We start from the raw sequence: 24,975 nt of genomic DNA, 5'->3' as shown, positions 1-24,975 counted from the left end.
GAGCCATACACATGCGGACCAATATCGAGATCGATGATGCACTCATGGCCGAAGCCATGGAGGCGACCGGCGCACGTACAAAGAAGGAAGCGGTCGAGGCCGCCCTTCGCCAACTGGTGCAGTTGAAACGTCAGGCCGGCATCCGCGAGTTGCGCGGCAAGATGGAATGGATCGGCGACCTCGACGCGATGAGGCGTGATTGATCCTCGTCGATTCCAGTGTCTGGATCGATTACCTGACCGGCCGCCCGTCGCGCCAGGCCGATCACCTCGATACCATTCTCGATAAAAGGCCGATCGGCATTCCCGATCTGGTACTTACGGAGGTTCTGCAGGGCTGCCGGACGGACGCGGAATACAGGCGGCTGCACGGCAGGATGACGGTGTATCCGGTGGTGCCGGTCGGAGGGGAGCGATGCGCCGTGGAAGCCGCCCGCCACTACCGTACCCTGCGCACGCTTGGCATCACCATCCGCAAGACCATCGACACGCTCATCGCCACGCGCTGCATCCTTGATGGCATCCCGTTGCTTTACAGTGACCGGGACTTCGACCCTTTCGTACGGCATCTGGGGCTGATCCCGGTGCTGGAACCCGCATCCGGAGTGAATTGATGTCCGACTTTGATTATGACCTGTTCGTCATCGGCGCCGGGTCGGGCGGCACGCGCGCCAGCCGGGTTGCCGCGGCACATGGCGCCAAAGTTGCGGTCGCCGAGGAATACCGCGTCGGCGGCACCTGCGTCATCCGTGGCTGCGTGCCCAAGAAGCTGCTCGCGATCGGCGCGCATTTCGCCGAGGATCTGAGCGATGCCAAGCGCTTCGGCTGGCAGGTGCCCGACCAGTGCGAATTTTCCTGGCCGACGCTGCGCGATAATGTGCTGGCCGAGGTCGACCGGATCAACGGTGCCTATACCAATACGCTGGAAAGCCACGGGGTCGACATCATCAACCAGCGCGCCGTCGTGACCGGCCCGAACAGCGTCCGCCTCGCCGACGGCACGGAAAAGACCGCGGGCAAGATCCTGATCGCGGTCGGCGCCCACCCCGCCGTGCCCGAATGCGAAGGCCATGAACTCGGCATCACCTCCAACGAGGCGTTCCATCTGCCCGCCGTGCCCAAGCGCATCCTGATCGCCGGTGCCGGCTATATCGCCAACGAATTCGCCGGCATCTTTCACCAGCTTGGCGCCCATGTCATCCTGATGAACCGCAGCAAGGAGATCCTGCGCGGCTATGAACTGGCGATCCGGGACCGCCTGCTTCAGATCTCGATGATGAAGGGGATCGAGTTCCGCTTCGACGCCACCTTCCAGGGGATCGAGAAGCTGGACGATGGCTGCCTGCAGGTCAGCATGGCGAACCACGAACCCGTGGTGGTCGATTGCGTGATGTTCGCCACCGGCCGCGTGCCCAACACCCATGGCCTCGGCCTGGAAAGCGCCGGCGTGGAGCTGGACGACAAGGGCGCGATCAAGGTGGACGAGGCGAACCGCTCCACCTGCGACAGCATCTATGCCGTCGGCGACGTCACCAATCGCGTCCAACTCACGCCGGTGGCGATCCGCGAGGGTCAGGCCTTTGCCGACACCGTGTTCGGCAACAAGCCGAGCAGCGTCGACTATGACTGCATCCCCTCTGCCGTATTCAGCCATCCTCCCATTGCCGGCGTCGGCATGACGGAGGCGGAGGCCAAGTCGAAGCTGGGATCGGTCAAGGTCTATTCGTCCGACTTCCGCCCGATGAAGAACGTGCTGGCCGGGCGTGACGAGCGCGCCCTCTACAAGATGGTGTGCGACAGCGAGACGGATCGCATCCTCGGCCTGCACATGATCGGCCCCGACGTACCCGAAATCCTGCAGGCCGCGGCGATCGCGGTAAAGGCGGGTCTGACCAAGACGCAGTTCGACGCCACCGTCGCCCTGCACCCGACCATGGCCGAGGAACTCGTCCTGATGCGCTGACCTGTGTTCCCGCGGGTGCGCGCCCACGCATCACCCGCGGGAAGGTTCCTGGTGCCGGGCGATTTTTGCCCTGCCGGCCCGCCCCTGCCGCCCCGCCCTCCTGCCGCGTGGCGGCCGCGCCACAGCGGGCCCTGAATGCAACACGCTCCACCATAAGGTCGCTTGGCGTACACAAGCGATCGGGATTAGCAGTTCGGCTCTGCTGCAACGACAAGCAGGGGCGGCTCTCCCGCACCCGGCGGCGACGGCATCAGGGTTGCGCACGGCTCCGTTACGGAGAGGATTGCCGATGGCGGGTCATCCCCGCCCAGCCTTACGTCCCGGCCGGTAGAACCGGCGGCGACGGGGGGCCCCACGGCGCCGGCAGCCCGACAGGCAGGACCGGCACGGGCCCGATCGGGTCCGGCCCATGGGGAACAACGTGATGAAGACGATGATGACGGCCGCACTGCGCGCCACGCTGGCCACCACCACCATTTTGGGAAGTGCTGCGATCCTGTCCGCGCCCGCCGCCGCGCAGACGACGACCGCCTCGATCCGCGGCCAGGTGACCGGGCCGGACGGCGCCCCCGCCGCCGGCGCCACGGTGACCGCGGTCAATACCGGCACCAACCAGACGCAGCGCAGCACCGCCGACGGGAACGGCGCCTTTGTCCTCAACGGCCTGCGTCCCGGCCAGTACCGCATCACCACCACCGCCACCAGCGGAGAGACCGCCGAACGCCTCGTCATCGTGTCGATCGGCCAGTCCGCGACGCTCGATATCCGCCTCGCCGCGCCCGCGCCGACCCCGGCGCCGGGGACCGAGACCGAAACCACGATCGACGGCACGCCGCCGGCCGCCCCCGGCGGCGGCGATGGCGGTGAGATCGTCGTCACCGGCAACCGCCTCGTCGAGGTGAAGACCAGCGAGATCGCGACCAACATAACCCAGGAACAGATCCGCACCCTGCCGCAGACCGACCGCAACTTCCTCAGCTTCGCCGCGCTTGCCCCCGGCGTCCGCTACAATGATTCCGAGACGAACAAGGGGTTTCAGGCCGGCGCCTCGGCGGCCAGCCAGGTCAACGTCTTCATCGACGGCGTCAGCCTGAAGAACAAGCTGCGCGAAGGCGGCGTCGCGGGGCAACAGAACAGCCGCGGCAACCCCTTTGGCCAGCTCGCGGTGCAGGAATTCCGCGTCCTGACGCAGAACTACAAGGCGGAATATGAGCAGGCCGGCTCGGCGATCATCACCTCGGTGACGAAGTCGGGCACCAACGAATTCCACGGCGAGGTCTTCGGCCAATATACCGACCGCTCGCTCAGCCAGACCGACTATATCGTCCGTCGCCGCGGCGATCCCAAGCCCGCATTCGAGCGCAAGCAGTACGGTGCCTCGCTCGGCGGCCCGATCATCAAGGACAAGCTGTTCTTCTTCGGCGCCTATGAGGGCAACGATCAGGACCGCGCGCTGATCGTCAATTCCAGCGGCGAACAGGCCGCGATCAACGAGTTCGAGCAATTCTCCGGCCGCCGCCTGAGCGAGTTCGAGGGCGCCTTTGTCAGCCCGTTCCGCCAGGACTTCTATTTCGGCAAGCTGACCCTGACCCCGGACGAGCGCCAGGTATTCGACCTGTCGTTCAGCCGCCGTCAGGAAACCGACATCCAGGGCTTCGACGGCAATGTCAGCTATGAAAGCGCTGAGAACAAGATCAACACGGTCGACACCTATCTGTTCAAATGGACCTATACCGGCGACAGCTTCGTCAACGAATTCAACGCCAACTATCTCAGCTACATCTTCAATCCGACGTCGCTGAACCCGGACCTGCCCTCTTTCGACTATGCCGGCGTCATCGTCTTCGGCGGCAAGGATTCGACCAGGCGCGAGGTGCAGCAAAGCTACACCTTCCGTAACGACCTGACCTATACCGGCCTCGACACCCATGTCTTCAAGGTCGGCGGCCGCGTCGAGATCACCGACATCGAATTCATCAACAACGCCTATATCCAGCCGCGCTACACCTTCAACCGCGCCGACAATGCCGGCACGCCCAACGACACCAGCGACGACCTGACCTTCGCCTTTCCGTCCGAGGCGCGCCTCGGCCTCGGCAATGGCCGCATCTACGGCTCGAACACGCAGGTCGGTGTCTATGCGCAGGACGACTGGGACGTCACCGGCCGGCTGCAACTCAACATCGGCGTGCGCTGGGATTACGAGACTAACGCGAAGAACAACAATTTCCGCACCCCCGACAATGCCGCCGCCGCGCTGCGTGCGCTGCCCAGCACCTTCTACTTCGATCCCGAAAACTACATATCGACGGGTAACAACCGCAAGCCGTTCGCCGGCGCCATCGCGCCGCGCTTCGGCTTTTCGTGGGATATCAAGGACGACCAGTCGACGGTCATCTTCGGCGGCGCCGGCCGCTATTATGATCGCAACAACTTCAACAACACGGTCGACGAACTCAGCCGCACGATCAACCCGGTCGGCGTGTTCCGCTTCTCGCCGACCGGCACGCCGCGCCGCGGCCTGCCCACCGTCGCCTGGAACCCCAGCTACCTGACCCGCGACGGCCTGCTCACCCTGCTCTCGACGCAGCCCGAAACCGGCCTGCCCGAACTGCTCGCGACCAAGAACAACACGAAGCCGCCGGTCAACGATCAGGTCTCGTTCGGCATCCGCCAGCGCGTCGGGCCGTTCCAGGCGTCGCTTTCCGGATCGTACCAGCGGGGTCGCAACGGCTATACCTATCTGTTCGCCACGCGGCAGAATGGCGGCCTGGGCGCGCCCAACGATCCGGCGCTGCTCTCCACCGTCCGCGCGCTCGGCTATCAGAACGTGCTGATTGGCTATGACGGGCTCGACACCCGCTACAAGGCGCTCTTCTTCACCCTCGACAAGACCTATACCGAGGCGTCGGGCTGGGGCCTCAACATCGCCTACACGCTCGGCAAGGCGGAGAAGAACGGCGCGAACGACGTGTTCGACCTGTTCAGCCTCGATGAGGTCGTGCCCGACGCCTATGGCTGGCGCCCCTCGGTCGGTGACGAGCGCCACCGCGTCGTCCTGTCCGGCATCGTCGATCTGCCGCTCGGCTTCAAATTCTCGACGATCACCACGCTGGGCAGCGGCTCGGCCTACAACATCGTCGATACCACCAACGGTACCGAGCCGGGCCAGCGCTCGTTCCGCGTCGGCTATCCGGAAAAGAACTGCATCAAGGGGCTGTTCGCCTTTTGCGAGGTCAACCTGACGCTGGCCAAGCGCTTCTCGATCTTCGGCAACAGCGACAGCTTTGAGGCAGCGGTCGACGTGCTGAACGCCTTCAACAACAAGAATTTTGCCGGCTTCGACGAAGGCATCAACTTGTCCGCCACCCCGCCCGATACGCTGCGCCCCGCCGATGCGGCCAACGCAACGCGCGTGCTGACCCTGCCGCGCCGCGTGCAGTTCCGCCTCGGCTATCGCTTCTGACCCGCGGCCCTGCCGCCTGCAATGCATCCGCTTGCAGGCGGCGGGCGTTTCCGATTCCATGTCGACCCTGACCCGCCGCAGCCTGCTCGCCGCCGGAACCGCCGGTATCGTCGCCGCCTGTACCCCCGCCCGCGTCAGCCCGCCGCCGATCCTGGTCGCCCCCTTCGGCCCGCCGATCTCGGCGCCCGATGCGCTGCTCAAGGACATTCAGCAGCGCACCTTCCGCTATTTCTGGGACTCGACCGACCCCGCGACCGGCCTTGCGCCCGATCGCTGGCCCACTCCCTCCTTCGCCTCGATCGCCGCCATCGGCTTCGCCCTCACCGCCTACCCGATCGGCGCCGCCAATGGCTGGATCACCCGCGACCAGGCCCGCACCCGCACCCTGGCCACCCTGCGCTTCCTCGCCGCCGCCCCGCAGGGCGACCAACCCACTGGTTTTTCTGGGTATAAAGGCTTCTTCTATCACTTCCTCGGCATGACGAAGGGGCATCGCTTCGCCAAATGCGAGCTGTCGACGATCGATACCGCGCTGATGATGGCGGGCGTGCTGTTCGTGCAAAGCTGGTTCGATGCCGAGGATATCCGCGAATCCGAGATCCGCGCGCTTGCCGAGCAACTCTACACCGCGGTCGAATGGACCTGGATCACCCCGCGCGCGCCCTTCGTGTCGATGGGCTGGATGCCGGAAAGCGGCTTCATCTCCAGCGACTGGAACATCTACAACGAAAGCCTGATTCTTTACCTGCTGGCGCTCGGCTCCCCCAGCCACCCCTTGCCCGCCGACACCTGGACGCGCTGGACCGATACCTTTGATCCCTCATGGGATGCCAGTTACGTCGATGCCTATACCGCCTTCCCGCCGCTGTTCGGCCACCAGTACAGCCAGGTGTGGGTCGATTTCCGCGGCATGACCGATGCCTATTCGCGCCGCCGCGGCATCGATTATTTCGAGAACAGCCGCCGCGCCACCTATGCGCAGCAACGCTATGCCATTGCCAATCCGGGCGGATGGGTCGGCTACGGCGCGGATGTGTGGGGCTTCACCGCCTGCGACGGCCCCGGCGACTTCGTGCAGGAGATCGACGGGCGCAACCGCGAATTCTTCAGCTACTCCGCGCGCGGCCCCGGCGACCGCGACGATGGCACGATCGCGCCCACCGCCGCCTTCGGCTCGATCGCCTTCGCGCCCGAAATCGTCATTCCGACCGCGCAGGCGATGATCGCGCGCTACCCCGGCATCTACGACGAATACGGCTTTCGCGACAGCTTCAACCTGACGCTGAAACAGACCGAACACCGGTTGCAACATGGCTCCATCGTTCCCGGCACCGGCTGGGTCGCGACCGATCATCTCGGCATCGATCAGGGCCCGATCGTCGCGATGATCGAGAACCATCGCACCGGCCTCGTCTGGAACACCATGAAGCGCAATCCGCACCTGCGCCGCGGTCTGGAACGCGCCGGGTTCAGCGGCGGCTGGATGGGCTGAGGGGCATCAGGCGCGCGTCGCCGGCGTCCGGCTGCCGCGCACGCTGTCATAGGCGTAGAGCGCACATCCCGCCCAGATCAGGGTAAAGGTCACGATGTGTACGGGCTTCAGCGTCTCGCCGAAGAGCAGCACCGCCTGCAGGAACTGCAAGGTGGGCGCCAGATACTGGAGCAGCCCCAGCGTCGCATAGCGCATCCGCCGCGCCGCCGCCGCGAACATCAGCAGCGGCGCCGTCGTCACCGCGCCGGCCAGCACCAGCAGCACGTCCATTCGCATCGACTGCCCGAACGCCCCCGTTCCCGCCATCTGCGCCTGCGCGATGAAGATTGCGGCGAAGGGCGAGAGCAGCAGCGTCTCCACCGTCAGGCCGCCCAGCGCGTCGATCGCCGCCACCTTGCGCAGCAGACCATAGACGCCGAACGTCACCGCCAGCGTCAGCGAGATCCACAGCGCCCCGCCGCCCGACACCGCGAGCAGCAGCACGCCCACCGCCGCGATTCCGATCGCCACCGCCTGCCCGCGCCGCACGCGCTCGCCCAGCACCGCGACGCCCAGCGCCACGTTGACCAGCGGGTTGATGAAATAACCGAGGCTCGCCTCCAGCACATGCGCGTGCTGGACCGCCCAGATATAGACCAGCCAGTTGACCGCGATCAGGCCCGCGCTCCCGCACAGCAGCAACAGCGTCCGCCCCCGCGCCGCCGCCCGGATCGCCGCCCCCCGCCGCATGGCCAGCACTACCAGCAACAACAGCGCCACCGACCACAGGATACGATGCGCCACCACCTGAAACGCCGGCACTCCCGCCAACAGCTTCAGGTACAGCGGCAACAGCCCCCAGGTCACATAGGCGCCGATGCCCAGGATCAGGCCGGTACGGGCGGGAGAAGCGGTGGCGGTCATGAACCGCCCTGTCCTGCAGCGCAGCATGATTGGCAAGCGCCTATGGCGCCGACCGCAAAGCGAGCTCGCAACTGCTGACGTTACCCCGCCCTACCCGTTCGCCTCACGTAACTACCGAGGAGCGATGCAGCCGCATATCGAAGCGGTGTTTCGAGAGACAGCTTGGCACATGAAGCGGCTCCCCAAAGCCAACCCCGCCCCGATCCGTTCGTCTCGAGTAACCGTCGAGTAGCAGCGCAGCCGCGTATCGAGGCGGTGTATCGAGAAACCGGTTGGCGCACGAAGCAGCTCCCCAAAGCCAGCCTCGCCCGATCCGTTCGTCTCGAGTAACCGTCGAGTAGCGGCGCAGCCGCGTATCGAGGCGGTGTATCGAGAGACAGGTTGGCACACGAAGCGACTCCCCAAAGCCAGCCCCGCCCCGATCCGTTCGTCTCGAGTAACCGTCGAGTAGCGGCGCAGCCGCGTATCGAGGCGGTGGATCGAGAGACAGGTTGGCGCACGAAGCAGCTCCCCAAAGCCGGCGCGGCCGTGGCCTAAGGCAACATGGTCACAGCCTAGCCCGAAACCATCCCCTCCACCCTGACGCGCCCACCGCGGTTGACGACGCGTCCCATCACCATGCCGGTCACGCAAACGTCCGCACCCGCGCCGACCACCACGTCGCCCTGGATCATCGCGGCGACATCCACCGTGCATCCGGACGCCACGGTCAGGTCCCCCATCACCATGCCCCGGAACGTCCCGTCCCGGTCCACCGTCACGTCGCCACCATGCATCCCGCGCATCGCCGTTCCTCCGATCAGGATGCGAACAACAACACCGGCGTCTCCAGATAGGTCCGCAGCGCCTGGACGAAGCTGGCCGCGTCCCAGCCGTCGACCACCCGGTGGTCGCAACTGATCGACAGGTTCATCAGCTTGGCGCGCACGATGTCGTCGCCCCGGAACACCGGGCGCTCGACGATCTTGTTCGGCCCGACGATCGCCACTTCCGGACGGTTGATCACCGGCGTCGTCGCGATGCCGCCCAGCGGCCCCAGCGAGGTGACGGTGATCGTGCCGCCCCCCATTTCCTCGCTGCGGATCGTGCCGGCCCGTGCCGCCTCGGCCAGCCGCGTGATCTCGGCGGCGAGCTGCCAGACGTTGCGATCCTGTGCGTCGCGGATCACCGGCACGGTCAGCCCGGCCGGGGTCTGCGTCGCCATCCCGCAATGCACCCGCCCCGACCGCGTCACCACACCCGCCTCGTCGTCATAGCGCGCGTTCAGCATCGGGAAGTCGGGCAGGGTGCGGCACATCGCGACGATCAGGAACGGCAGCAGCGTCAGCTTTGGCCGATCGCCACGATGCGCGTTCAGGTCGCCGCGCATCGCCTCCAGCGCGGTCACGTCGATCTCGTCGACATAGGTGAAGTGGGGAATGTTGCGCTTGGCGGCGGCCATGTTCTCGGCGATCCGCCGCCGCATGCCGATCACACGGACGCTCTCGTCCGCCCAGGCACGCGGGGTATCGGATGTATAGCCCTGCGCCGAACCGTAGCGCAGATACGCGTCCAGATCGGCGTGACGGATACGATCCCCCTCGGCCGCCCGCACCTGCGACAGATCGACGCCTAGTTCCTTGGCCCGCGCCCGCACCGCCGGCGAAGCCAGCGCCCGATGCTCACGCGAAACCGGAGCCGCCTGCGCCTCCCTCTCCTCGCCGGGGAGAGGGCCGGGGTGAGGGGCCGCCACAGGCGGCACGCTCTGAGCTGCCACCTTCTCCGGAGCCGGAGCCGGAGCCGGAGCCGGAGCCGGAGCCGGAGCCGGAGCCCGAGTTGGGGCCGGAGCCGGAGCGGCAACCTCCTCAACCCCCGGATTTTCCGCCTCGATCTGCTCGGCCACCTCCTCCGAGCCGACCGCCTCCGCCGCCTCCGCCGCCTCGGTCTCGATCACCACCAGCGCCGCGCCGATCGGCACCATCTCGCCGACCTCGCCCGCCACCTCGACGATCGTGCCCGACACCGGCGACTCCATCTCCACGGTCGCCTTGTCGGTCATCATGTCGGCAAGGTTCTGGTCCTCCTCCACACGATCCCCCACGGCGACATGCCATGCGACGATCTCCGCCTCGGCGATGCCCTCGCCGATATCGGGCAGGCGAAAGGTGAAACGCGCCATCCTCAAGCGTCCTTCATGATCTTCTTGAGCGCCTGTCCGATGCGGACCGGCCCCGGGAAATATGCCCATTCCAGGCTGTGTGGATACGGCGTGTCGAACCCCGTCACCCGCTCGATCGGCGCTTCCAGATGGTAGAAGCAGCGTTCCTGCACCAGCGCGGACAGTTCGGCACCGTAACCGCCGGTGCGTGTCGCCTCGTGCACGATCATGCAGCGCCCGGTTTTCTTCACCGACGCCTCGATCGTGTCGATGTCCAGCGGCACCAGCGTGCGCAGGTCGATGATCTCCGCGTCCACCCCCATGTCGGCCACGGTGTTGGCGACGACATGGACCATCGTGCCGTAGCACAGGACCGTGACGCCCTCGCCCGCGCGCACCACTGCGGCCTTGCCCAGCTCGACCTTGTAATATCCGGTCGGCACCGCACCGCCGGGATGCTGCGACCAGTTCGACGCGGGGCGATCCCAATGCCCGTTGAACGGGCCGTTATAGATGCGCTTGGGCTCGAAGAAGAGGACGGGGTCGTTGTCCTCGATCGCCGCGATGAGCAGCCCCTTGGCGTCGTACGGCGTCGACGGGATCACCGTCTTGATGCCGGAGACATGGGTGAAGATGCCCTCCGGGCTCTGCGAGTGCGTCTGCCCGCCGAAGATGCCGCCGCCAAAGGGCGAGCGCACCGTGATCGGCGCGGTGAACTCGCCCGCCGAGCGATAGCGCAGCCGTGCCGCCTCGCTGACCAACTGGTCGAGCGCGGGGTAGATATAGTCGGCGAACTGGATCTCGGGCACTGGGCGCAGGCCATAGGCGCCCATGCCGATTGCGACGCCGATGATGCCGGTTTCGGTGATCGGCGTGTCGAACACGCGCGTCTTGCCGTATTTCGCCTGCAACCCCGCGGTCGCGCGGAACACGCCGCCGAAATAGCCGACATCCTCGCCCATCACGAGCACGTCCGGGTCGCGCGCCATCACCACGTCCAGCGCGGAGTTGATCGCCTGGATCATCGTCATCCGGGCGGTTTCGGGCTGGGTGCCTGCCGTCATCGCTTCCTCGCCCCCCATCACTTCCTCGCCCACGGCCGCCCGCTCGCTTCTTCCTCGTCCAGCATCTGCTGGCGCTGTTCCTGCAGGTGCCAGGGCATCTCCTCGAACACCCCGTCGAACAGCGAATCGAGCGGCTGGTGCAGCCCGTGCCCCAATATCCCGTTCGCCTCCGCCGCCTTCTGCGCGGCGCGCACCTCCTCCGCACACGCCTTGTCCTGTTCGGCGTGCTGTTCCTCGCTCCACTCGCCAAGCGCGATCAGATGATCCTTCAACCGCACCACCGGATCCCCCAGCGGCCACGCGCCCGATTCTTCGGCGGAGCGATACTGGGTCGGATCGTCGGAGGTGGAGTGCCCCTCGGCGCGGTAGGTGAACAGCTCGATCAGCGTCGATCCCTGGTTCAGCCGCGCGCGCTCGGCCGCCCACATCGTCGCGGCATAGACCGCCAGCCCGTCGTTGCCGTCGACCCGCAGGCCGGCGATCCCGTATCCGATCGCGCGCGCGGCAAAGGTCGTCGCCTCCGCCCCCGCGAAACCCGAAAAGCTGGAGATCGCCCACTGGTTGTTGACGACGTTCATGATGACCGGCGCCCGGTACACCGCGGCAAAGGTACAGGCGGAGTGGAAGTCGCCCTCCGCGGTCGACCCTTCGCCGCACCATACCGCCGCGATCCGGTTGTCGCCCTTCGCCGCGGAGGCCATCGCCCAGCCCACCGCCTGCGGATATTGCGTCGTCAGATTGCCGGAGATCGAGAAGAAGCCGAACCGCTTTTCGGAATACATGATGGGCAGCTGCTTGCCGCCCAGCTTGTCGCCGGTGTTCGAATAGATCTGGTTCATCATGTCGACCAGCGGGCAGCCGCGCGCGATCAGCAGCCCCTGTTGCCGGTACGACGGAAAGCACATGTCGTCGGCGTCCAGCGCATAGGCCGCCGCGACCGCCACCGCCTCCTCGCCCCGCGCCTTCATGTAGAAGCTGGTCTTGCCCTGCCGCTGCGCCCGGAACATCCGTTCGTCGAACGCGCGCAGCAACACCATGCTGCGCAGCATCCGGCGCAACAGGTCCGGCGACAGCTTCGGGTCCCAGGGGCCGACGGCATGGCCCTCATCGTCCAGCACCCGCACGAGACCATAGGACAGTTCATGGAAATCGGCCGGCGCATCGCCGGTGTCGGGGCGCCGCGCAGCGCCCGCGGGCGGCACGTCGAATCCGTTGAAATCGACCGCATCGCCCGGCCGGAAACGCGGTTCGGGCACATGCAGGCTCAGCGGCGGCAGATTGGCGCGGGAATGTCCGGCCATGCTCTCTCCATTCAGTGGCGCCCGTTTTTCGGGTCGATCACTCGTTTCAACCGCCTGTTATAAAATTTCAAGCCCCCGCGATGCTTTTCGTCCCCGTCTTGCCGCGAACCGCCGGCTCGCCTATCTGGCGCGGGCGGCGACCACGTTCCCGCCCCTTATGGGTGTTCAAGACCGGGACGGCCCGGCAGCAAGCCTTTGAAGGACGCTGCCTCATGCCCTGGATCATCCTTGCCATCGCCGGTCTGTTCGAGGTCGTCTGGGCCTATGCGATGAAGCAATCGCACGGCTTCACCCGGCTATGGCCCTCGGTCATCACCTTTGCTGGCATGTTTATCAGCTTCGGCCTGCTCTCGCTTGCGATGCGCAGCCTGCCGCTGGGTACCGCCTATACGGTATGGACCGGCATCGGCGCGGTGGGCGCCTTCGTGCTGGGCGTGCTGATCCTTGGCGAATCGGCGCACCCCATGCGCATCGGCGCGGCGGTCCTTATCGTCTCCGGCCTGGTCCTGATGAAGCTGTCGGACGGATAGGGCCAGGCACGCGCCCTTACGGTCGCGCCACGATCCGCCACCGGTCCTGCGCGATCGTCATCGCCGCCACGCCCGGTTTCCAGATGCCGTCCGTGCCGCGCCGTTCATAGCCGCACACGAACACCAGATGCTCGCGTGACGACAGCCGGCATCCATTGGCCCGCAACGTGCCCGCCGCCGCATCCTCGCCGCCCGCCTTCCAGGCCGCGGCAAGCTGCTCGTCGGTCGGCCGCGGCGACAGGCGATCCGCGGCATAGGGCCCGTCCAGCGCCGCCCGGCCCGCCGCCACCACGGCGGGCTCCAGCGGCGGCAGCGGGGCGGCACGCTGCGCATCCCACGCCCCCATCTGCTGCAGGATCGCACCCGGCGCATCGACGGGCGGGCCCGACTGTGCCGCCACCGCCAACACCGCCAGCAGCAGCATCAGCCGCCCACCACCTGTTCGATCACGCCGAACACCGGGTGATGCCGGTCGTCCTCGGCCCAGATCCGCACCGTGTCGCCCGCCTTCAGGAACGGCGTCCTGGCCGCGCCGTCCCGGATCGTCTCCACCGTGCGCAACTCCGCAAGGCACGAATAGCCGACCCCGCCCTCCGCGATCGGCTTGCCCGGCCCGCCATCCGCATCCCGGTTGGATACGGTGCCCGATCCGATGATCGTCCCCGCCCCCAGCGCGCGCGTCTTCGCCGCATGCGCGATCAGCGTGCCGAAATCGAAGGTCATGTCCTCGCCCGCCTCGGCGCGGCCGAACGGCTTGCCGTTCAGGTCGACCATCAACCGGCGGTGCAGCTTGCCGTCCCGCCACCAGTCGCCAAGCGAGTCCGGCGTCACGAACACCGGCGAAAAGGCGGAGGCCGGCTTCGACTGGAAGAAGCCGAACCCCTTGGCCAGTTCGCCGGGGATCAGCCCGCGCAGCGATACGTCGTTGGTCAGCCCGACCAGCCGGATGGCCGCCAGTGCCTCGTCGCGGCTGGCGCCCATCGCCACGTCGCCGGTCACCACCACCACCTCGGCCTCCAGGTCGCAGCCCCAGCTTTCGTCGGCGAGCGGGATCGGGTCGCGCGGGCCCAGAAACCCGTCCGAACCGCCCTGATACATCAGCGGATCATGCCAGAAGCTGTCGGGCATCTCGGCGCCCCGCGCCTGCCGTACCAGCGCGACATGGTTCACGTAAGCCGACCCGTCCGCCCATTGATAGGCGCGCGGCAACGGGGCGGCGGCATCATGTTCGTGAAAGCGTCCCTTGGGGATCGCGTCATGCGCCAGGTCGGTCGCCAGATTGGCGAGGTCGGGCGCCAGCCGGTCCCAATCGTCCAGCGCCGCCTGCAATGTCGGCGCGATGTGCGCGGCATCGGCATACCAGGCCAGATCGTCCGACACGACGACGAGGCGGCCGTCGCGACCCCCCTTCAGGCTGGCAAGCTTCATGGGCGTTCCTCTCCGTTGTTTGGCACAGGCGTGCCGGAAGCGGGGGCGCGGATCAACCCCGCGACGCAACCGTCGGGCGGCTTGACTTTTTCACATTTGCAAGCCAAGGGAGCCGCCGATCGTGCCGGTTCATGGCAAGCGTGAACGGACCCTGGTCCCGGCGCCGGCGCGATATTTCGATCAAAGGCTGTCCTTGTCACGCGGGGCATCATTCTTCCCCCCGGTGCGCCGGCCGATCGCGGCTGCGCCCGCTGCCAAGGCTATTCTCATGTCCTTTTCCGAACTCGGTTTGTCGGAGCCGCTCGTCCGCGCGCTCGAAGCCAAGGGCTATGCCGAGCCCACCCCGATCCAGCGCGATTCGATCCCGACCCTGCTGGAGGGTCGCGACCTGCTGGGCATCGCCCAGACCGGCACCGGCAAGACCGCGGCCTTTGTGCTGCCCTCGATCCAGCGTCTGGTCGCCGCCAACAAGCGTGTGCTGCCGACGCATTGCCGCATGCTGGTGCTCGCTCCCACGCGTGAACTCGCCAGCCAGATCGCCGACAATGCGCGCGGCTACGGCAAGTTCTCGAAGCTGACCGTCGCCACCGTCTTCGGCGGCACCAGCATCGCCAAGAACAAGAACGACCTGTCGCGCGGTGTCGACATCCTCGTCGCCACGCCCGGCCGCCTGATCGATCTGGTCGAGCAACAGCTCCTGAACCTGTCGATGATCGAGATCCTGGTCCTCGACGAGGCGGACCAGATGCTCGACCTGGGCTTCATCCATGCGCTGCGCCGCATCGTGAAGATGCTGCCGAAGAAGCGCCAGTCGCTGTTCTTCTCGGCCACCATGCCGACCCAGATCCGCGAGCTGGCGGACAAGTTCCTCGACGATCCGGCGACCGTCTCGGTCACGCCCGTTGCGACCACCGCCGAGCGGGTCGAGCAATATGTCACCTTCGTCACCCAGACGGAGAAGCAGGCGCTGCTGACGATCGTGCTGGGCGATCCGGCGATCGACCGTGCGCTGGTCTTCACCCGTACCAAGCACGGCGCGGACCGCGTGGTGAAGCTGCTGGCGGGCAACGGCATCGCCTCGCACGCGATCCATGGCAACAAGAGCCAGGCACAGCGCGAGCGTGCGCTGGGCGCGTTCAAGTCGGGCGAGGTCCGCATCCTGGTCGCGACCGACATCGCCGCACGCGGCATCGACGTTTCGGGCGTCAGCCATGTGGTGAATTTCGAGTTGCCCAACGTACCCGAACAATATGTCCACCGCATCGGCCGCACCGCGCGTGCCGGTCGCTCGGGCATCGCCATCGCCTTCTGTGCCGAGGACGAGCGGCCCTATCTGCGCGACATCGAGAAGCTGACGCGCCAGAAGATCCCGGTCACCCCGCTTCCCGCCGACTTCGTGAAACGCGCTGAGGCGATCAAGGCACAGCGCGTCAAGGCGATCGGAGCGGACCCCGCCCCGCGCGCCGACCGGCCGCGCCAGCAGCCGCGACCCAAGGCGACGCATGCGGCACGCCCCAGCGATCCGCGCGGACCCCGCGGCCGTCAGCGTCGCCGTGGCGGCGGGGGCGGTGGTGGCCGCAGCGCTGGCGCGCCCGCCCAGGGCTAAAGGCCAGGGGCAGGGATAAACCATCAGGGTCAGGGCGTTGTCCCGGCATCGATCCCTAAAAGGAGGATGCCATGGACATCGCCCACACACCCGCTGCCGAACGTATCGCACGGGTACTTTGCGGCCAGCGGATCAGCATCAACGCCGGCGGCGAAACCGAATCGGCCTCCGCGATGGTCGACGATCACTGGAGGGATCACCTGCCCGACGCGCTTGCCGTCCTGCGCACGCTGCGCGAACCCGATCAGCACATGGCGGCCGCCGGCGATCCCGCCATCTGGGAAGCCATGGTCCTGGTCGCGATCGAACAGGCCAAGCCGAAACCGCAAACGGTGTTGCTGTAACGCCTGCAATTGACGCTTCGCCAACCGGCGCACGACGCGAAGCGTCATCAAATCATCATGCGCGCAGAGAACGCAGAGACGCCACCTGTGCGCACATACACTCTATGGAAGCGCAAAGCGCTTCACCGCTCACTCAATCGATGGGGACGCAACAAATGCCCCCAACGAATCCCCTCCGCGCCTCCGCGCCTCCGCGCGAATATTAGATCTTCTTCGCGGCTTCGCGGCTTCGCGTGAACCAAATTTTACTCAATCAAGAAACCGCGCCGCCCGCTTCTCCAGATTCGCCATCACCGCCTCCCGCTGGTTCGCCCCTCGCATCAGCCGCAACTGTGCGGCACTTTCCGCGCGCAGGATGGTGGCGGCATCACCGTCCGCGGCAACCGCGAACAGGCCCTTGGCCTCGCGCACCGCATCGGGGCTGCGTGCCGCGATCACCCGCGCCAGATCGCGCGCCGACCCCATCGGATCCTCCGTCAGGCGGGTGACGAAGCCGAACGCCTGCGCTTCCTCGGCCGAAAATTCCCGCGCGGTATAGGTCAACTCGCGCACCACGTCGTCACGCACCATGCCCCGCCACAAGGCGACGCCCGCCATGTCGGGCACCAGTCCCCAGTGCATCTCGCGAATGGCGAAGCGCGTTGCGGGGTGCGCCAGCCGGATGTCCGCGCCCGACATGATCTGGAACCCGCCACCGAAGGCGACGCCGTGCACCGCCGCGATCACCGGCATCGGCAGGGTCCGCCAGCCCCAAGCGGCCTGCTGCACCAGGTTTGCCGCGCCGTGCGTCCGCTCCTCGGTCAACAGGCCGGATCCGCCGCCCGCCATCGCCGCCATGTCCAGCCCGGCGCAAAAGGCATTTCCCTCGCCCGACAGGATGACGACGCGCACCTCGGCCCGCGTTGCCAGCGCGGCGATCGTGTCGGCGATCTGCGCGAACATGGGCGCATCGATCGCGTTCATCTTGGCGGCGCGGGCCAGCCGCACCTCGGCAACGCCATCGGCCAGCGTGATCGCCACCCGGTCTTCCATCACCACTCTCCACTCACGCCTGGCGCCGATTGCGCCGCATGCCCAGCGGTGTACAGCATGTTGCGATGAGGTTCGATATCGACCGTTTCGCCGCAGCAGGCGGCTTTGGCGGCCATGGCGGCCGGCTGGGCATGCGCTATCATGCGCATGGGCCCGACTGGGCCGAACTGGCGCTGCCCTATGATCCGGCGCTGGTCGGCGATCCGGAAAGCGGCGTCATCGCATCGGGGCCGATCATCACCATCATGGACATGGCGACCAGCCTGGCGGTCTGGTTGAAACGCGGACGTTTCGTGGCCCATGCGACGCTCGATCTGCGCGTCGACTATCTCCGCCCCGCCACCCCCGGCGCCACCGTCATCGGTCACGGCGAATGCTACCGCGTCACCCATTCCATCGCCTTTGTCCGCGGACAGGCGCATGACGGCAACCCCGACGATCCCGTCGCACACGTCACCGGCACCTTCATGACCACCGGCCTGCGCGACACCCGCCAATCATGAACCCGCCCCAGACGCTGCCGCCCTATGCGCACCTCCTCGGCTGCACGATCGAACGCACGCCCGACGGCGCGCCCGAACTCGTCCTGCCCTTTGCCGACGACGTCATCGGCCGTCCTGGTTTTCTCCATGGCGGTGCGATCGCGGGGCTGCTGGAGGTGGCGGCGATCGCGATGCTGGCGCACGGGCTGGAGGAGGAGGGCGGGGGCCGGATCAAGCCGGTCACCGTCACCGTCGATTTCATGCGCGGCGGGCGCGATCACACCACCCGTGCCGCGGCACGCATCGTCCGCCTGGGCCGCCGCATCGCCAATGTCGAGGCGATCGCCTGGCAGGACGACCGCGACCGCCCGATCGCGGCCGCGCGCATGACCTACCGGATCAGCCGGCCGGAACCCGTTCTTTCGGAGTAGTATCTCCGCACCCGGCCTAGCCCCTCTTCGCGCTGGAACCGAACCCCGCGCCACATCTAAGCTTTGCCTCACAACGAAAGCGGACCTGGGGGCAGGTATGCAGGGGGCAAGCACGAAAAGGTCGATCGGGGGATTCCCGGTCATCAACTGCGACCGTCATGTTCTGGCGGAAGCGCTACGGCATCGTCTCGCGCTCAGGCGGCGGACGATCCTGTTCTTCGCCAATCAGAATTTCGTCGTCGAATGCCAGAAGATCGGCCGCCGCATGGCGTCGCGCCGGGACGTGCTGGTGGTCAGCGACGGGATCGGGGCGGAGATCGGCGCACGACTGGTCAGCGGGCGCGGTTTCGTCGAAAATCTGAACGGCACCGACTTCACGCCATTCTTCTTCGAGCGGCTCGGGCGCAAGCTGCGCCTGTTCCTGGTCGGCGGCACGCCCGAGAATGTCGAGGCGGCAGCGCGCATCTTTGCCGAAAGCTGGTCGACCGAAGTCGTCGGCACGCAGGACGGCTTTTCGCTGTGGCAGGACGAGGATGCGGTGATCGAGCGGATCCGCGATGCGAGACCCGACGTGCTGATCGTCGGCATGGGCAATCCGCTCCAGGAACGCTGGATCCTCGACCATGCGGACCGGTTGGACGTGCCGCTCGCCATGGGGGTCGGCGCGCTGTTCGAATGGCTGACCGGCGCCAAGCAGCGGGCGCCGCAATGGGTGCGCGACGCGCGCATGGAATGGGCCTATCGCCTGGCCAGCGAGCCGCAGCGCCTCGCCAGGCGCTATTCGGTCGGCATCGTCCACTTCTTCCTGCTCGTCGCCGCCTGGGGACAGGCGAACTTCAAGCCGGAGGAGGAACCCCGCCCGGTGCCGCTGCCGCCCAAGCACCAGTTCGACGACGAGCGCGAGGCGGTGCCGGTCGCCTGACCGGCCCCATCACCCCGCCGGGGTCAGTTGCACCAGCCGCCCTCGCGCGCCGTCCTCCAGCACCCACAAGGTGCCGTCCGGGCCCTGTTCCACCTCGCGGATGCGCGCGCCGAGCGCCAGCCGGCCGACCTCGCTCGCCGTCGTGCCGTTCACCCGCACCCGCACCAGTCCCTGGCTGACCAGCCCGGCCAGCACGAAATCGTTGGTCCAGCCGGCAAAGCGCGTGCCGGTATACTGGATCATCCCGCCCGGCGCGATCACCGGCGTCCAGCTGACGAGCGGTGCGGTAAAGGCGGTGTTGGTCGAATGCCGGGGGATCGGCGCCCCGCCATAGTCGTTCCCCTCCGACACGTTCGGCCAGCCATAGTTTCGGCCCGCTTCGATCAGGTTGAACTCGTCGCCGCCCTCCGGCCCCTGCTCGCTTTCGAACAACCGGCCATCGGCCGCAAAGACCAGGCCGTACGGGTTGCGATGGCCCAGCGTCCAGATTTCCGCCTTGGCGCCGCTGCGCCCGACGAACGGGTTGGTGGAGGGCACCGCGCCATCGGGGTCGATCCGCACGATCTTGCCGAGCGTCTGGGCGAGGTCCTGCGCCGGCGCGCCCTTCTGCCGCTCGCCCGCGGTCACGAACAGCCGGCGGTCGGACGAGAACGCCATGCGCCCGCCGAAATGCCCGTCGCCCGAAACCTTGGGGTCCTGTCGCCAGATCACGCTGACATTGTCCAGCCGCCCGCCGGTGCCATCGGTGACCAGCGTGCCCCGCGCCACCGCCAGCCCCTTGCCGCCGCTGCCCGCCTCGGCATAGCTCAGATAGACGCGGTTGTTGGTCGCGAATTGCGGGTCCAGCACCACGTCCTGCAGCCCGCCCTGCCCGGCAAAGGCCACTGCCGGCACCCCGGCGACCGCGGCCGAGACCGTGCCGGTCGTCGTCACGATGCGCAGCCGCCCGGGCTTTTCGGTCACCAGCATCCGCCCGTCGGGCAGGAACACCATCGCCCAGGGGTTGTCGAAAGTGGCGACCGCGTTTTGCGTCACGCTGGTCGTGGGCGGGGTCGGCGTCGGGGTCGTCGGGGTCGGCGTACCGGTCGGGGCGGGCACCGGCGCGATCGATCCGCCGCCATCATCGTCGCCGCACGCGCCCGCCAGCAGCAACAGGGCGAGTGCGAAGGGCGTGGCACGCCGCGGGCTCATGACCGCGGATCCAGCCGGATCAGCCGCCCCTGCGACCCGTCGTCACCATCCTCCAGCACGTAGATCGCGCCGTCCGGCCCCTCGGCCACGTCGCGGATGCGCGCACCCATGTCCCACTGATCGCCCTTGCTGGCCGCGGTCCCGTTCAGGTCGACGCGCACCAGCGACGTGCTCGACAGCCCGCCGATGAACGCGTCGCCCTTCCACTGCGGGAAGCGGTTGCCCGCATAGATCATCAGCCCGCCCGGCGAAATCACCGGGTTCCACGACACCTTGGGCGGCTCGTAACCGTCACCGGGCTTGTGATCGGGAATGTCGCGACCGTCATAATGCGATCCGTTCGACGCGTTGGGCCATCCGTAATTGCGCCCCGGCAGGATCAGATTGACCTCGTCGCCGCCCTTGGGCCCCATCTCCTGCTCCCAGAGATTACCCTGGGCATCGAACGCCAGGCCCAGCAGGTTGCGGTGGCCATAGGACCAGACCGCCGGGTTGAACCCTTGCGCTGCCAGCGGATTGTCCGGCGCCGGCTTGCCATCCAGCGTCAGGCGCAGCACCTTGCCCAGCGTCGCCTGCTTGTCCTGCGCAGGCGTGAATTTCTGCCGGTCACCGGCGGTGAAGAACAGGTATTTGCCATCGGGCGAGAAGGCGATCCGCCCCGAATAATGGCCGTTGCCCTCGACCAGCGGCCCGGCACGGAACAGCGCCTCGATCTGGCGCAGCCGGTCGTCGGCCAGCACGCCGCGCGCCAGCACCACGCCCTTGCCGCCATCGCCTGCCGCCGAATAGCTGAAATAGACCTGCTTGTTCTGCGCAAAGCCCGGCGCCGGCACGATATCCATCAACGCGCCCTGCCCGGCCGAATCGACCGGCAGCGTCGCGATCACGCGCCGCGTCCGGCCATCGGCGGACAGCATCAGCATCCGCCCGTCCTTTTCGCTGACCAGCATCCGCCGGTCGGGAAGAAAGGCCACCGCCCAGGGCGAATCGAAGTCGGCGATCACCGTCTCGGTAAACGGCTTGGCGCCTGCCGGGACATTGGCGGCCCCTTGCGTCGCGCCCCCCTGCGTCGCGGCCCCCTGCATCGTCGCGTTGTCGGCACCCGGCGCCTCGACATTGCCCGAACAGGCGATCAGCGCCACCGGCAACAGCGCGAGCAGACCTACATGCATCAACATCCTCCCGATTTTGCCATCCAACGCGGAACCGTGCCGAAGGATGCTTGTACCTTGCCCCGTTTGGGCGTATATCCTGCATCACTCTCTAACATCGTCAGGTGAAAGAGGCTGCGGGGCAACGGCACCGCGGCGCCGAACCTGCATATCCGGGATCTTGCATGGCGGACATCGCCCTTCTCACGTCGATCATCGAACCCGAGGCCCAGGCGCTCGGCTTCGCCCTGGTGCGCGTGAAGATGTATGGCGGCCAGTCGGACCCGACGCTGCAGGTCATGGCCGAGCGTCCCGATACCCGCCAGTTGACCATCGACGACTGCGCCGCCCTGTCGCGCCGCATCTCCGACGTGTTCGACCAGATGGAGGCGGAGGGCCGCGACCCGATTGATCATGCGTACCGGCTGGAGGTATCCTCGCCCGGCATCGATCGCCCGTTGACCCGGCTTCAGGACTTTGCCGACTGGGCCGGTCATGAGGCACGCATCTACCTTGCCGAGCCGATCGACAACCGCAAGCAACTGACCGGCGACCTGATCGGGGTCGAGGGTGATGCGGTGACGATCGACGTCAACAAGTTCAAGCCGATGACGGTGCGGTTCGACCAGATTGCCGACGCAAAGCTGCTCATGACCGATCGCCTGATCGCCGCCACCCAGCCGCTCTCCACCGAGGGCGCCGACGAATTCTTTTACCAGGACGCGCCCGAAGACGGCGCCACCACGGAAGGACAGCACTGATGGCCACCGCCGTTTCCGCCAACAAGGCGGAACTGATCGCGATCGCGAACGCCGTCGCATCCGAGAAGATGATCGACAAGGCGATCGTCATCGAGGCGATGGAAGATGCGATCCAGCGCGCCGCCCGCGCCCGCTATGGTGCGGAAAACGACATCCGCGCCAAGCTGGACCCCAATTCCGGCGACCTGCGCCTGTGGCGCGTCGTGGAAGTGGTCGAGCAGGTCGACGATTATTACAAGCAGATCGACCTGAAGGGTGCCGAGAAGCTGCAAAAGGGCGCAAATGTCGGCGACTTCATCGTCGATCCGCTGCCCCCGATCGAATTCGGCCGCATCGCGGCGCAGGCCGCCAAGCAGGTGATCTTCCAGAAGGTTCGCGATGCCGAGCGCGAGCGCCAGTATGAGGAATTCCGCGACCGCCAGGGCGAGATCATCACCGGCGTCGTCAAGCGCGTCGAATTCGGCCACATCGTGGTCGATCTCGGCCGCGCCGAGGGCGTGATCCGCCGCGACGCGCAGATCCCGCGCGAGGCGGTGCGCGTCAACGACCGCATCCGCTCGCTGATCCTGAACGTGCGCCGCGAGAATCGCGGGCCGCAGATCTTCCTCAGCCGCGCGCACCCGGACTTCATGAAGAAGCTGTTCGCGCAGGAAGTGCCCGAAATCTACGACGGCATCATCGAGATCAAGGCCGCCGCCCGCGATCCGGGCAGCCGCGCCAAGATCGGCGTCATCAGCCACGACTCGTCGATCGATCCGGTCGGCGCCTGCGTCGGCATGAAGGGCAGCCGCGTGCAGGCCGTCGTGCAGGAGATGCAGGGCGAGAAGATCGACATCATCCCCTGGTCGCCCGACACCGCGACCTTTGTGGTGAACGCGCTCCAGCCCGCGAACGTCAGCCGCGTCGTGATCGACGAGGAAGAGGACCGGATCGAGGTGGTGGTGCCCGACGACCAGCTTTCGCTGGCGATCGGCCGCCGCGGCCAGAATGTCCGCCTCGCCAGCCAGTTGACCGCCAAGGCGATCGACATCCTGACCGAGGCCGACGCCTCCGAGAAGCGCCAGAAGGAGTTCGTGCAGAACTCCGAACTGTTCCAGAACGAGCTGGACGTGGACGAGACGCTGGCTCAGCTTCTGGTCGCCGAGGGCTTCGGCGCGCTCGAAGAGGTCGCCTATGTCGAGATCGACGAGCTGGCGAGCATCGAGGGCTTCGACGACGATCTGGCGCAGGAGCTGCAAAGCCGTGCGCAGGAAGCGCTCGACCGCCGCGAGCAGACCAATCGCGAGGAGCGTCAGGCGCTGGGCGTCGAGGATGCCCTGGCCGACATCCCCTATCTGACCGAGGCGATGCTGGTCACGCTGGGCAAGGCGGGCATCAAGACGCTGGACGATCTCGCCGATCTCGCCACCGACGAGCTGGTCGAGAAGAAGCGCGCCGAGCCGCGTCGCCGCGGCGACGATGCGCCCAAGCGCGAGGCCAAGGGCGGCATCCTTGCCGAATACGGCCTCAGCGACGAGCAGGGTAACGAGATCATCATGGCCGCGCGCGCCCACTGGTTCGCCGACGAAGAGGGCGAAGAGGGCACCGAGGCTGCGGCCGGCTCCGACGCCGACACTGCAACCGGGGAGGACGAACAGGCCTGATGCCGTTTATTTCCATCCGCCTGGCCGGCTCCGCCACCAAGGCGCAAAAGGCCGATATCGTCGCCGACGTGACCCGCTCGATGGTGGAGCGGCTGGGCAAGAACCCGGCCGCCGTCCAGATCGTGATCGAGGAAGTGTCGACGGAAAACTACGGCGCCGGCGGTCAGTTGATCGCCGACCGCGATGCCCCGAAGGGAGACGCGCATGCGGTCCCGGGGCAATGAGCGCGACGCTGTAAGACAGGCAGAGGCGGCAGCGGACGGTGCCCCCGTCCGCCGCTGCATCCTGTCCGGCGAGCGCGAGGCGCGCGACGGGCTGGTGCGTCTTGCGCTGGCGCCGGACGGCCGCGTGCTGCCCGATGTCCGTGCCAAGGCGCCCGGCCGGGGCGCGTGGATCGGCGTGAACCGTGCGGAACTGGAGGTCGCGCTGAAAAAGGGCCGGCTGAAGGGCGCACTGGCGCGTGCCTTCAAATCGGCCGATTTCCAGATCCCCGATGACCTGCCCGCGCTGATCGCCGCGGCACTGGAGCGCAATGCGCTCGACCGGCTGGGGCTCGAGTCGCGGTCCGGTGCGCTGCTCACCGGGTCCGACCGGATCGAGACTGCGGCACGCTCCGGCCAGTTGCAGGCGCTCTACCATGCCGCGGATGCCAAGCCCGATGGCACCCGCCGTCTGGCACAGGCGTGGCGGGTCGGTTCGGACCGCGAAGGCTCCGACCTGAAGGGGTTGGCGTTGCCGGTGGCACGCCCCATATTGTCGTTGGCGTTGGGCCGCGAGAATGTGGTACATATCGGCCTGACAGATCGTAACGCAGCAAAGCGGGTGAGCGAAGCGCTCGACCGCTGGCTGCATTTTATCGGACCCGACCCTGTGGCAACGCCTTGCGAAACGGCCTCGCAAGGCGCATCGGCGTCCGACCTTTCCGGTGACCGACCGGCCGTGAACGTACACGAGGAATTTGAGTGAGCGAGACCGACAACGACAAGCCGAAACTCGGAATGCGCCAGCCTCTGGGGCTGAAGCGCACGGTCGAGACCGGCAAGGTGAAGCAGAGCTTCAGCCACGGCCGCTCGAACACCGTGATCGTGGAGACCAAGCGTCGCCGCGTCCTCGGCCGTCCGGGCGAAGC

The 24,975-nt window shown here is 67.1% G+C and carries 26 protein-coding genes; 16 read left to right on the top strand and 10 right to left on the bottom strand.

Going from position 1 to position 24,975, the window contains the following annotated elements:
* Positions 1-11: 11 nt before the first annotated feature.
* The 5 genes from OXR08_RS00875 (at position 12) to OXR08_RS00855 (ending at position 6,920) form a co-directional block, all read left to right on the top strand.
* Positions 12-203 carry a type II toxin-antitoxin system VapB family antitoxin gene (locus OXR08_RS00875; RefSeq protein ID WP_267347212.1) on the top strand — a complete coding sequence of 64 codons (192 nt, stop codon included), beginning with the start codon at positions 12-14 and terminating at the stop codon, positions 201-203.
* A complete protein-coding gene (locus OXR08_RS00870) occupies positions 200-613 on the top strand; it encodes a PIN domain nuclease (protein WP_267347211.1) in 414 nt (137 codons plus the stop codon). The genes OXR08_RS00875 and OXR08_RS00870 overlap by 4 nt, the downstream gene beginning before the upstream one ends.
* Positions 613-1,962: a glutathione-disulfide reductase gene (gene gorA, locus OXR08_RS00865; RefSeq protein WP_267347209.1), complete on the top strand. Its 1,350-nt coding sequence runs from the start codon at positions 613-615 to the stop codon at positions 1,960-1,962. The genes OXR08_RS00870 and gorA overlap by 1 nt, the downstream gene beginning before the upstream one ends.
* Before the next feature lie 424 nt (positions 1,963-2,386).
* Entirely contained in the window at positions 2,387-5,428 is a 3,042-nt protein-coding gene (locus tag OXR08_RS00860; protein WP_267347208.1) for a carboxypeptidase regulatory-like domain-containing protein, read from the top strand.
* Positions 5,429-5,486: 58 nt separating this feature from the next.
* Positions 5,487-6,920 (top strand): glucoamylase family protein, encoded by a 1,434-nt coding sequence (locus tag OXR08_RS00855; protein ID WP_267347207.1) that lies wholly within the window; start codon positions 5,487-5,489, stop codon positions 6,918-6,920.
* 6 nt (positions 6,921-6,926) lie between these two features.
* On the opposite strand, the gene rarD is transcribed toward OXR08_RS00855, so the two are convergent.
* From rarD to OXR08_RS00830, 5 genes are all read right to left on the bottom strand, one after another.
* Positions 6,927-7,823, bottom strand: coding sequence for an EamA family transporter RarD (rarD, locus tag OXR08_RS00850; protein WP_267347206.1), 897 nt, complete (start codon positions 7,821-7,823; stop codon positions 6,927-6,929).
* 554 nt (positions 7,824-8,377) lie between these two features.
* Positions 8,378-8,608 (bottom strand): hypothetical protein, encoded by a 231-nt coding sequence (locus OXR08_RS00845; protein ID WP_267347204.1) that lies wholly within the window; start codon positions 8,606-8,608, stop codon positions 8,378-8,380.
* 14 nt (positions 8,609-8,622) lie between these two features.
* A complete protein-coding gene (locus OXR08_RS00840; RefSeq protein ID WP_267347203.1) occupies positions 8,623-9,981 on the bottom strand; it encodes a dihydrolipoamide acetyltransferase family protein in 1,359 nt (452 codons plus the stop codon).
* Positions 9,982-9,983: 2 nt separating this feature from the next.
* A complete protein-coding gene (locus tag OXR08_RS00835; RefSeq protein ID WP_267347299.1) occupies positions 9,984-10,991 on the bottom strand; it encodes an alpha-ketoacid dehydrogenase subunit beta in 1,008 nt (335 codons plus the stop codon).
* Positions 10,992-11,041: 50 nt separating this feature from the next.
* Positions 11,042-12,325, bottom strand: coding sequence for a 3-methyl-2-oxobutanoate dehydrogenase (2-methylpropanoyl-transferring) subunit alpha (locus OXR08_RS00830; RefSeq protein ID WP_267347201.1), 1,284 nt, complete (start codon positions 12,323-12,325; stop codon positions 11,042-11,044).
* 212 nt (positions 12,326-12,537) lie between these two features.
* Here OXR08_RS00830 and sugE point away from each other — a divergent pair, with 212 nt between their 5' ends.
* The gene (gene sugE, locus OXR08_RS00825) at positions 12,538-12,855 is read left to right on the top strand and encodes a quaternary ammonium compound efflux SMR transporter SugE (protein ID WP_112381568.1); all 318 of its coding nucleotides are present in this window, start codon (positions 12,538-12,540) and stop codon (positions 12,853-12,855) included.
* Between the two features lie 16 nt (positions 12,856-12,871).
* Here sugE and OXR08_RS00820 read toward each other — a convergent pair whose 3' ends face one another.
* Positions 12,872-13,279 carry a hypothetical protein gene (locus tag OXR08_RS00820; RefSeq protein WP_267347199.1) on the bottom strand — a complete coding sequence of 136 codons (408 nt, stop codon included), beginning with the start codon at positions 13,277-13,279 and terminating at the stop codon, positions 12,872-12,874.
* Positions 13,279-14,283, bottom strand: a complete 1,005-nt coding sequence (locus OXR08_RS00815) for a fumarylacetoacetate hydrolase family protein (RefSeq protein WP_267347197.1) — start codon at positions 14,281-14,283, stop codon at positions 13,279-13,281. Before OXR08_RS00815 ends, OXR08_RS00820 begins: the two co-directional genes overlap by 1 nt.
* A 268-nt stretch (positions 14,284-14,551) precedes the next feature.
* On the opposite strand from OXR08_RS00815, the gene OXR08_RS00810 reads away from it, so the two are divergent.
* Together OXR08_RS00810 and OXR08_RS00805 are read left to right on the top strand one after the other, a co-directional pair.
* On the top strand, positions 14,552-15,889 hold the full coding sequence (locus OXR08_RS00810; protein ID WP_149681241.1) for a DEAD/DEAH box helicase: 1,338 nt from the start codon (positions 14,552-14,554) through the stop codon (positions 15,887-15,889).
* A gap of 71 nt (positions 15,890-15,960) precedes the next feature.
* The gene (locus OXR08_RS00805; protein ID WP_267347196.1) at positions 15,961-16,233 is read left to right on the top strand and encodes a hypothetical protein; all 273 of its coding nucleotides are present in this window, start codon (positions 15,961-15,963) and stop codon (positions 16,231-16,233) included.
* 249 nt (positions 16,234-16,482) lie between these two features.
* Here OXR08_RS00805 and OXR08_RS00800 read toward each other — a convergent pair whose 3' ends face one another.
* The gene (locus tag OXR08_RS00800) at positions 16,483-17,265 is read right to left on the bottom strand and encodes a crotonase/enoyl-CoA hydratase family protein (RefSeq protein ID WP_267347194.1); all 783 of its coding nucleotides are present in this window, start codon (positions 17,263-17,265) and stop codon (positions 16,483-16,485) included.
* Positions 17,266-17,330: 65 nt separating this feature from the next.
* Between OXR08_RS00800 and OXR08_RS00795 the strand changes: the two genes are divergently transcribed.
* From OXR08_RS00795 to OXR08_RS00785, 3 genes are all read left to right on the top strand, one after another.
* Positions 17,331-17,768, top strand: a complete 438-nt coding sequence (locus OXR08_RS00795; protein WP_112381573.1) for a PaaI family thioesterase — start codon at positions 17,331-17,333, stop codon at positions 17,766-17,768.
* Complete coding sequence (locus OXR08_RS00790) at positions 17,765-18,178, top strand: PaaI family thioesterase (protein WP_112381574.1); 414 nt, start codon at positions 17,765-17,767, stop codon at positions 18,176-18,178. Before OXR08_RS00795 ends, OXR08_RS00790 begins: the two co-directional genes overlap by 4 nt.
* Before the next feature lie 97 nt (positions 18,179-18,275).
* Positions 18,276-19,100, top strand: coding sequence for a WecB/TagA/CpsF family glycosyltransferase (locus OXR08_RS00785; protein WP_267347191.1), 825 nt, complete (start codon positions 18,276-18,278; stop codon positions 19,098-19,100).
* 9 nt (positions 19,101-19,109) lie between these two features.
* On the opposite strand, the gene OXR08_RS00780 is transcribed toward OXR08_RS00785, so the two are convergent.
* Together OXR08_RS00780 and OXR08_RS00775 are read right to left on the bottom strand one after the other, a co-directional pair.
* A complete protein-coding gene (locus OXR08_RS00780; protein ID WP_267347189.1) occupies positions 19,110-20,291 on the bottom strand; it encodes a PQQ-dependent sugar dehydrogenase in 1,182 nt (393 codons plus the stop codon).
* Complete coding sequence (locus OXR08_RS00775; RefSeq protein ID WP_267347188.1) at positions 20,288-21,463, bottom strand: PQQ-dependent sugar dehydrogenase; 1,176 nt, start codon at positions 21,461-21,463, stop codon at positions 20,288-20,290. The genes OXR08_RS00780 and OXR08_RS00775 overlap by 4 nt, the downstream gene beginning before the upstream one ends.
* Before the next feature lie 164 nt (positions 21,464-21,627).
* On the opposite strand from OXR08_RS00775, the gene rimP reads away from it, so the two are divergent.
* From rimP to OXR08_RS00750, 5 genes are all read left to right on the top strand, one after another.
* On the top strand, positions 21,628-22,203 hold the full coding sequence (gene rimP / locus OXR08_RS00770) for a ribosome maturation protein RimP (protein WP_112381577.1): 576 nt from the start codon (positions 21,628-21,630) through the stop codon (positions 22,201-22,203).
* The gene (gene nusA / locus OXR08_RS00765; RefSeq protein ID WP_112381578.1) at positions 22,203-23,846 is read left to right on the top strand and encodes a transcription termination factor NusA; all 1,644 of its coding nucleotides are present in this window, start codon (positions 22,203-22,205) and stop codon (positions 23,844-23,846) included. Before rimP ends, nusA begins: the two co-directional genes overlap by 1 nt.
* Positions 23,846-24,070 (top strand): 4-oxalocrotonate tautomerase family protein, encoded by a 225-nt coding sequence (locus tag OXR08_RS00760; protein WP_149681249.1) that lies wholly within the window; start codon positions 23,846-23,848, stop codon positions 24,068-24,070. The genes nusA and OXR08_RS00760 overlap by 1 nt, the downstream gene beginning before the upstream one ends.
* A complete protein-coding gene (locus OXR08_RS00755) occupies positions 24,051-24,812 on the top strand; it encodes a DUF448 domain-containing protein (protein WP_267347180.1) in 762 nt (253 codons plus the stop codon). The genes OXR08_RS00760 and OXR08_RS00755 overlap by 20 nt, the downstream gene beginning before the upstream one ends.
* 32 nt (positions 24,813-24,844) lie before the next feature.
* On the top strand, positions 24,845-24,975 hold a 131-nt coding region (locus OXR08_RS00750), incomplete at its 3' end, for a translation initiation factor IF-2 associated domain-containing protein (RefSeq protein WP_267347298.1).

This window comes from Sphingomonas sp. GM_Shp_2 (assembly GCF_026540875.1).
Classification (GTDB): Bacteria; Pseudomonadota; Alphaproteobacteria; order Sphingomonadales; family Sphingomonadaceae; genus Sphingomonas; species Sphingomonas carotinifaciens.
Note: the sequence above shows the minus strand (reverse complement) of the source record. Positions and strands in the feature narration are given on the sequence as shown.

Coding starts and splice junctions, on each gene's coding strand:
- rarD (WP_267347206.1), bottom strand. CDS start 7,823: ATGACCGCCACCGCTTCTCCCGCCCGTACCGGCCTGATCCTGGGCATC.
- OXR08_RS00815 (WP_267347197.1), bottom strand. CDS start 14,283: ATGAAGCTTGCCAGCCTGAAGGGGGGTCGCGACGGCCGCCTCGTCGTC.
- OXR08_RS00810 (WP_149681241.1), top strand. CDS start 14,552: ATGTCCTTTTCCGAACTCGGTTTGTCGGAGCCGCTCGTCCGCGCGCTC.
- OXR08_RS00775 (WP_267347188.1), bottom strand. CDS start 21,463: ATGCATGTAGGTCTGCTCGCGCTGTTGCCGGTGGCGCTGATCGCCTGT.
- OXR08_RS00790 (WP_112381574.1), top strand. CDS start 17,765: ATGAACCCGCCCCAGACGCTGCCGCCCTATGCGCACCTCCTCGGCTGC.
- rimP (WP_112381577.1), top strand. CDS start 21,628: ATGGCGGACATCGCCCTTCTCACGTCGATCATCGAACCCGAGGCCCAG.
- OXR08_RS00805 (WP_267347196.1), top strand. CDS start 15,961: ATGGACATCGCCCACACACCCGCTGCCGAACGTATCGCACGGGTACTT.
- OXR08_RS00860 (WP_267347208.1), top strand. CDS start 2,387: ATGAAGACGATGATGACGGCCGCACTGCGCGCCACGCTGGCCACCACC.
- OXR08_RS00795 (WP_112381573.1), top strand. CDS start 17,331: ATGAGGTTCGATATCGACCGTTTCGCCGCAGCAGGCGGCTTTGGCGGC.
- nusA (WP_112381578.1), top strand. CDS start 22,203: ATGGCCACCGCCGTTTCCGCCAACAAGGCGGAACTGATCGCGATCGCG.
- gorA (WP_267347209.1), top strand. CDS start 613: ATGTCCGACTTTGATTATGACCTGTTCGTCATCGGCGCCGGGTCGGGC.
- OXR08_RS00760 (WP_149681249.1), top strand. CDS start 23,846: ATGCCGTTTATTTCCATCCGCCTGGCCGGCTCCGCCACCAAGGCGCAA.
- sugE (WP_112381568.1), top strand. CDS start 12,538: ATGCCCTGGATCATCCTTGCCATCGCCGGTCTGTTCGAGGTCGTCTGG.
- OXR08_RS00755 (WP_267347180.1), top strand. CDS start 24,051: ATGCGGTCCCGGGGCAATGAGCGCGACGCTGTAAGACAGGCAGAGGCG.
- OXR08_RS00780 (WP_267347189.1), bottom strand. CDS start 20,291: ATGAGCCCGCGGCGTGCCACGCCCTTCGCACTCGCCCTGTTGCTGCTG.
- OXR08_RS00835 (WP_267347299.1), bottom strand. CDS start 10,991: ATGACGATGATCCAGGCGATCAACTCCGCGCTGGACGTGGTGATGGCG.
- OXR08_RS00845 (WP_267347204.1), bottom strand. CDS start 8,608: ATGCGCGGGATGCATGGTGGCGACGTGACGGTGGACCGGGACGGGACG.
- OXR08_RS00785 (WP_267347191.1), top strand. CDS start 18,276: ATGCAGGGGGCAAGCACGAAAAGGTCGATCGGGGGATTCCCGGTCATC.
- OXR08_RS00855 (WP_267347207.1), top strand. CDS start 5,487: ATGTCGACCCTGACCCGCCGCAGCCTGCTCGCCGCCGGAACCGCCGGT.
- OXR08_RS00820 (WP_267347199.1), bottom strand. CDS start 13,279: ATGCTGCTGCTGGCGGTGTTGGCGGTGGCGGCACAGTCGGGCCCGCCC.
- OXR08_RS00875 (WP_267347212.1), top strand. CDS start 12: ATGCGGACCAATATCGAGATCGATGATGCACTCATGGCCGAAGCCATG.
- OXR08_RS00830 (WP_267347201.1), bottom strand. CDS start 12,325: ATGGCCGGACATTCCCGCGCCAATCTGCCGCCGCTGAGCCTGCATGTG.
- OXR08_RS00840 (WP_267347203.1), bottom strand. CDS start 9,981: ATGGCGCGTTTCACCTTTCGCCTGCCCGATATCGGCGAGGGCATCGCC.
- OXR08_RS00800 (WP_267347194.1), bottom strand. CDS start 17,265: ATGGAAGACCGGGTGGCGATCACGCTGGCCGATGGCGTTGCCGAGGTG.